Consider the following 6,445-nt stretch of genomic DNA (forward strand, 5'->3'; position numbering starts at 1 on the left):
CTAATAATGTGGTATTTCGCATGGATTCTGGGAACGCTTCTTGCCTGTTCATTTGGGGTAATCACCGCGCTGGCGCTTGAGCACGTCGAATCAGGCAAAGCCGGTCAAGAAGACAGCTAATGAGTAAAATTATCGCAACTTTGTATGCGGTAATGGACAAGCGCCCCCAGCGGGCGCTTTCCTTCGTGATGGCGCTTCTGTTAGCAGGATGTATGTTTTGGGACCCATCACGTTTCGCCGCGAAGACCAGTGAACTGGAAATCTGGCATGGTTTATTGCTGATGTGGGCCGTCTGTGCTGGCGTGATTCACGGCGTGGGTTTTCGTCCGCAGAAGGTTCTTTGGCAAGGGATTTTTTGCCCACTGCTTGCCGATATTGTTCTCATTGTCGGGCTGATTTTCTTCTTCTTTTAAATCAGAATTCTCTTTAAAAATTTATGGACCTTCAACAGTCCATAAATTTTTACGCTCCCTTAACTTGCCCTCATTCCCAAACCTCAATCGCACGCGTATAGTAGCAGCGTTTAAAAGTTCTAACTTTTGTTGCATTACCGGGATGTAAAGTGAATACAACGCTGTTTCGATGGCCGGTTCGCGTCTACTATGAAGATACCGATGCCGGTGGTGTGGTGTACCACGCCAGTTACGTCGCTTTTTATGAAAGAGCACGCACAGAGATGCTGCGTCACCATCACTTCAGTCAACAGGCGCTGATGGCTGAACGCGTTGCCTTTGTGGTACGTAAAATGACGGTGGAATATTACGCACCTGCGCGGCTCGACGATATGCTCGAAATACAGACTGAAATAACATCAATGCGTGGCACCTCTTTGGTTTTCACGCAACGTATTGTCAACGCCGAGAATACTTTGCTGAATGAAGCTGAGGTTCTGGTTGTTTGCGTTGACCCACTCAAAATGAAGCCTCGTGCGCTTCCCAAGTCTATTGTCGCGGAGTTTAAGCAGTGACTGACATGAATATCCTTGATTTGTTCCTGAAGGCTAGCCTTCTGGTTAAACTTATCATGTTGATTTTGATTGGTTTCTCAATCGCATCCTGGGCCATTATTATCCAGCGGACCCGTATTCTTAACGCTGCAGCACGCGAAGCTGAAGCGTTTGAAGATAAATTCTGGTCTGGAATCGAACTTTCCCGCCTCTATCAAGAGAGCCAGGGAAAACGGGATAATCTCACCGGTTCGGAACAAATCTTTTACAGCGGGTTCAAAGAATTTGTGCGCCTGCATCGTGCCAATAGCCATGCGCCGGAAGCCGTAGTAGAAGGGGCGTCGCGTGCTATGCGTATCTCGATGAACCGTGAACTTGAAAATCTGGAAACGCACATTCCATTCCTCGGTACGGTAGGTTCCATCAGCCCATATATTGGTCTGTTTGGTACAGTCTGGGGGATCATGCATGCCTTTATCGCTCTTGGCGCAGTGAAGCAGGCAACGTTGCAAATGGTTGCTCCCGGTATCGCAGAAGCGTTGATTGCAACGGCAATTGGTCTTTTCGCTGCTATTCCGGCGGTAATGGCCTACAACCGCCTCAACCAGCGCGTAAACAAACTGGAACTGAATTACGACAACTTTATGGAAGAGTTTACCGCGATTCTGCACCGCCAGGCGTTTACCGTTAGCGAGAGTAACAAGGGGTAAGCCATGGCCAGAGTACGTGGACGAGGTCGTCGCGATCTCAAGTCCGAAATCAACATCGTACCGTTGCTGGACGTGCTTTTGGTGCTGTTGCTGATCTTTATGGCAACAGCGCCAATCATCACCCAGAGCGTAGAAGTCGATCTGCCGGACGCCACTGAATCGCAGGCGGTGAGTAGCAACGATAATCCGCCAGTGATTGTTGAAGTATCTGGTATTGGTCAGTACACCGTGGTGGTTGAGAAGGATCGCCTGGAGCGTTTACCACCAGAGCAGGTGGTGGCGGAAGTATCCAGCCGTTTCAAGGCTAATCCGAAAACGGTCTTTCTGATCGGTGGCGCAAAAGATGTGCCTTACGATGAAATAATTAAAGCACTGAACTTGTTACACAGTGCGGGTGTGAAATCGGTTGGTTTAATGACGCAGCCTATCTAAGCATCTGCGTTTTCCTTGCTTGAAAGAGAGCGGGTAACAGGCGAACAGTTTTTGGGAACCGAGAGTGTCAAAGGCAACCGAACAAAACGACAAGCTCAAGCGGGCGATAATTATTTCAGCAGTGCTGCATGTCATCTTATTTGCGGCGCTGATCTGGAGTTCGTTCGATGAGAATATAGAAGCTTCAGCCGGTGGCGGCGGTGGTTCGTCCATCGATGCCGTAATGGTTGATTCAGGTGCGGTAGTTGAGCAGTACAAGCGTATGCAAAGCCAGGAATCAAGCGCGAAGCGTTCCGATGAGCAGCGCAAGATGAAGGAACAGCAGGCAGCTGAAGAACTGCGTGAGAAACAAGCGGCTGAACAGGAACGCCTGAAGCAACTTGAGAAAGAGCGGTTAGCTGCTCAGGAACAGAAGAATCAGGCTGAAGAAGCCGCTAAACAGGCCGAGTTAAAGCAGAAGCAAGCGGAAGAGGCGGCAGCGAAAGCGGCAGCAGATGCTAAAGCGAAGGCTGAAGCGGATGCCAAAGCAGCCGCAGAAGCAGCGAAGAAAGCGGCTGCAGACGCGAAGAAAAAAGCGGAAGCAGAAGCTGCCAAAGCCGCCGCTGAAGCACAGAAAAAAGCCGAGGCAGCAGCTGCGGCGCTGAAGAAGAAAGCGGAAGCGGCAGAAGCAGCCGCAGCAGAAGCGAGAAAAAAAGCGGCAGCCGAAGCTGCTGAAAAAGCGAAGGCCGAAGCTGAGAAGAAAGCAGCGGCAGAAAAAGCGGCTGCTGATAAGAAAGCGGCAGCAGAGAAAGCCGCAGCCGAGAAAAAAGCAGCAGCAGAAAAAGCGGCTGCTGAAAAGGCTGCAGCTGAGAAGAAAGCAGCGGCAGAAAAAGCCGCCGCAGACAAAAAAGCCGCAGCGGCAAAAGCAGCAGCTGAAAAAGCCGCTGCAGCAAAAGCTGCCGCAGAGGCAGATGATATTTTCGGTGAGCTAAGCTCTGGTAAGAATGCACCGAAAACCGGCGGTGGGGCGAAAGGGAACAATGCTTCGCCTGCCGGGAGTGGTAATACTAAAAACAATGGCGCATCAGGCGCAGATATCAATAACTATGCCGGGCAGATTAAATCTGCTATCGAAAGTAAGTTCTATGACGCATCGTCCTATGCAGGCAAAACCTGTACGCTGCGCATAAAACTGGCGCCAGATGGTATGTTACTGGATATCAAACCTGAAGGTGGCGATCCCGCACTTTGTCAGGCTGCGTTGGCAGCAGCTAAACTTGCGAAGATCCCGAAACCACCAAGCCAGGCAGTATATGAAGTGTTCAAAAACGCACCATTGGACTTCAAGCCGTAATCGCGATGTTGACCGTCACGGCGGTTAACATCAAACATCGGTTGTCGCTGGGTTCTGGTAGTTTTGTGTATTTGAGTTTGTTAACATTCTGCTAAATTATCGTGGGCTATCTGTCCAGATAAGGGAGATATGATGAAGCAGGCATTACGAGTAGCATTTGGTTTTCTCATACTGTGGGCATCAGTTCTGCACGCTGAAGTCCGCATTGTGATCGACAGCGGTGTAGATTCCGGTCGTCCCATTGGTGTAGTTCCTTTCCAGTGGGCAGGGCCTGGCGCGGCACCCGAAGATATTGGTGGCATCGTTGCTGCTGACTTGCGTAACAGCGGCAAATTTAATCCGTTAGATCGCGCTCGTCTGCCACAGCAGCCGGGTAGTGCGCAGGAAGTTCAACCTGCTGCATGGTCTGCGCTGGGCATTGATGCTGTCGTTGTAGGTCAGGTCACTCCAAATCCTGACGGCTCTTACAATGTTGCTTATCAGCTGGTTGATACCGGCGGTGCGCCGGGTACTGTACTTGCTCAGAACTCATATAAAGTTAACAAGCAATGGCTGCGTTACGCTGGTCATACCGCCAGTGATGAAGTGTTTGAAAAACTGACTGGCATTAAAGGTGCGTTCCGTACCCGTATTGCCTACGTTGTTCAGACCAACGGCGGTCAGTTCCCGTATGAACTGCGCGTATCTGACTATGACGGTTACAACCAGTTTGTGGTTCATCGCTCACCGCAGCCGCTGATGTCTCCGGCGTGGTCACCAGATGGTTCTAAACTGGCATATGTCACCTTCGAAAGCGGTCGTTCCGCGCTGGTTATTCAGACGCTGGCAAATGGCGCTGTACGTCAGGTGGCTTCATTCCCGCGTCATAACGGTGCGCCTGCATTCTCGCCAGACGGCAGCAAGCTGGCATTCGCTCTGTCGAAAACTGGTAGCCTGAACCTGTACGTAATGGATTTGGCTTCTGGTCAGATTCGTCAGGTGACTGACGGTCGCAGCAACAACACCGAACCGACCTGGTTCCCGGACAGCCAGAACCTGGCATTTACTTCTGACCAGGCCGGTCGTCCGCAGGTTTATAAAGTGAATATCAACGGCGGTGCGCCACAACGTATTACCTGGGAAGGTTCGCAGAACCAGGATGCGGATGTCAGCAGCGACGGTAAGTTTATGGTAATGGTCAGCTCCAATGGTGGGCAGCAGCACATTGCCAAACAAGATCTGGTAACGGGAGGCGTACAAGTACTGTCGTCAACGTTCCTGGATGAAACGCCAAGTCTGGCACCTAACGGCACTATGGTAATCTACAGCTCTTCTCAGGGGATGGGATCCGTGCTGAATTTGGTTTCTACAGATGGGCGTTTCAAAGCGCGTCTTCCGGCAACTGATGGACAGGTCAAATTCCCTGCCTGGTCGCCGTATCTGTGATAATAATTAATTGAATAGTAAAGGAATCATTGAAATGCAACTGAACAAAGTGCTGAAAGGGCTGATGATTGCTCTGCCTGTTATGGCAATTGCGGCATGTTCTTCCAACAAGAACGCCAGCAATGACGGCAGCGAAGGCATGCTGGGTGCCGGCACTGGTATGGATGCGAACGGCAGCAACGGCAATATGTCTTCCGAAGAGCAGGCTCGTCTGCAAATGCAACAGCTGCAGCAGAACAACATCGTTTACTTCGATCTGGACAAGTACGATATCCGTTCTGACTTCGCTCAAATGCTGGATGCACACGCAAACTTCCTGCGTAGCAACCCGTCTTACAAAGTCACCGTAGAAGGTCACGCGGACGAACGTGGTACTCCGGAATACAACATCTCCCTGGGTGAACGTCGTGCGAACGCCGTTAAGATGTACCTGCAGGGTAAAGGCGTTTCTGCAGACCAGATCTCCATCGTTTCTTACGGTAAAGAAAAACCTGCAGTACTGGGTCATGACGAAGCGGCATACTCCAAAAACCGTCGTGCGGTACTGGTTTACTAAGAGAATTGCATGAGCAGTAACTTCAGACATCAACTATTGAGTCTGTCGTTACTGGTTGGTATAGCGGCCCCTTGGGCCGCTTTTGCTCAGGCACCAATCAGTAGTGTCGGCTCAGGCTCGGTCGAAGACCGCGTCACTCAACTTGAGCGTATTTCTAATGCTCACAGCCAGCTTTTAACCCAACTCCAGCAACAACTCTCTGATAATCAGTCCGATATTGACTCCCTGCGTGGTCAGATTCAGGAAAATCAGTATCAACTGAATCAGGTCGTGGAGCGGCAAAAGCAGATCCTGTTGCAGATCGATAGCCTCAGCAGCGGTGGCGCAGCGGCGCAATCAACCAGCGGCGATCAAAGCGGTGCTGCGGCATCAACGACGCCAACAGCTGATGCAGGTACTGCGAATGCTGGCGCGCCGGTGAAAAGCGGCGATGCAAACACTGATTACAATGCAGCTATTGCGCTGGTACAGGATAAATCCCGCCAGGATGACGCGATGGTGGCATTTCAGAATTTCATCAAAAATTACCCTGATTCAACTTACCTGCCAAACGCCAATTATTGGCTGGGTCAGTTAAACTACAACAAGGGTAAGAAAGATGATGCGGCGTACTATTTTGCTTCGGTGGTGAAAAACTATCCGAAGTCACCGAAGGCTGCGGATGCGATGTTTAAAGTCGGCGTCATCATGCAGGATAAAGGTGACACCGCGAAAGCGAAAGCCGTGTACCAGCAGGTTATCAGTAAATACCCTGGTACTGATGGCGCTAAACAGGCGCAAAAACGTCTGAACGCGATGTAATGCATAACACACGACCAGAAGTCGCATTATTTCTGGTCGTGTCGTGCGAATCATAAGCAGTTGAGTGATCTACATCGAAATTTTTGTTGCGCTCAAATCTGAAATCAGTAATATATGCCGCCGTTGCCACGGGATATCAAACAAACCGAAAGCAACGCAAAAGTGGGTCGTTAGCTCAGTTGGTAGAGCAGTTGACTTTTAATCAATTGGTCGCAGGTTCGAATCCTGCACGACCCACCACT

General features: G+C 50.5%; 9 protein-coding genes and 1 tRNA gene. All 10 read left to right on the top strand.

Translation table 11 applies throughout. From position 1 onward, the window contains the following. Positions 1 to 6 precede the first annotated feature (6 nt). The 10 genes from cydX to WC5_RS08580 all read left to right on the top strand — a co-directional run bounded on the left by cydX (position 7) and on the right by WC5_RS08580 (position 6,443). A complete protein-coding gene (gene cydX, locus WC5_RS08625) occupies positions 7 to 120 on the top strand; it encodes a cytochrome bd-I oxidase subunit CydX (protein ID WP_000270283.1) in 114 nt (37 codons plus the stop codon). Beyond that, entirely contained in the window at positions 120 to 413 is a 294-nt protein-coding gene (gene ybgE / locus WC5_RS08620; protein ID WP_000034606.1) for a cyd operon protein YbgE, read from the top strand. Before cydX ends, ybgE begins: the two co-directional genes overlap by 1 nt. Before the next feature lie 149 nt (positions 414 to 562). Next, positions 563 to 967, top strand: a complete 405-nt coding sequence (ybgC, locus tag WC5_RS08615; RefSeq protein ID WP_001098384.1) for a tol-pal system-associated acyl-CoA thioesterase — start codon at positions 563 to 565, stop codon at positions 965 to 967. Next, on the top strand, positions 964 to 1,656 hold the full coding sequence (gene tolQ, locus WC5_RS08610; protein ID WP_000131314.1) for a Tol-Pal system protein TolQ: 693 nt from the start codon (positions 964 to 966) through the stop codon (positions 1,654 to 1,656). The genes ybgC and tolQ overlap by 4 nt, the downstream gene beginning before the upstream one ends. Positions 1,657 to 1,659: 3 nt before the next feature. Continuing rightward, positions 1,660 to 2,088 carry a colicin uptake protein TolR gene (gene tolR / locus WC5_RS08605; protein WP_000124988.1) on the top strand — a complete coding sequence of 143 codons (429 nt, stop codon included), beginning with the start codon at positions 1,660 to 1,662 and terminating at the stop codon, positions 2,086 to 2,088. Positions 2,089 to 2,152: 64 nt separating this feature from the next. Next, positions 2,153 to 3,421, top strand: a complete 1,269-nt coding sequence (gene tolA, locus WC5_RS08600; protein ID WP_000030697.1) for a cell envelope integrity protein TolA — start codon at positions 2,153 to 2,155, stop codon at positions 3,419 to 3,421. Positions 3,422 to 3,553: 132 nt separating this feature from the next. After that, positions 3,554 to 4,846: a Tol-Pal system beta propeller repeat protein TolB gene (tolB, locus tag WC5_RS08595; protein WP_010352214.1), complete on the top strand. Its 1,293-nt coding sequence runs from the start codon at positions 3,554 to 3,556 to the stop codon at positions 4,844 to 4,846. Between the two features lie 34 nt (positions 4,847 to 4,880). Beyond that, positions 4,881 to 5,402, top strand: coding sequence for a peptidoglycan-associated lipoprotein Pal (gene pal, locus WC5_RS08590; RefSeq protein ID WP_010352216.1), 522 nt, complete (start codon positions 4,881 to 4,883; stop codon positions 5,400 to 5,402). 9 nt (positions 5,403 to 5,411) lie between these two features. After that, positions 5,412 to 6,203 carry a cell division protein CpoB gene (gene cpoB, locus WC5_RS08585; protein WP_000097569.1) on the top strand — a complete coding sequence of 264 codons (792 nt, stop codon included), beginning with the start codon at positions 5,412 to 5,414 and terminating at the stop codon, positions 6,201 to 6,203. A gap of 164 nt (positions 6,204 to 6,367) precedes the next feature. Then, positions 6,368 to 6,443: transfer RNA gene (locus tag WC5_RS08580), tRNA-Lys, on the top strand. Positions 6,444 to 6,445: the final 2 nt, after the last annotated feature.

It is taken from the genome of Escherichia sp. KTE114, assembly GCF_000407765.1.
In the GTDB taxonomy this organism is placed as follows: Bacteria; Pseudomonadota; Gammaproteobacteria; order Enterobacterales; family Enterobacteriaceae; genus Escherichia; species Escherichia ruysiae.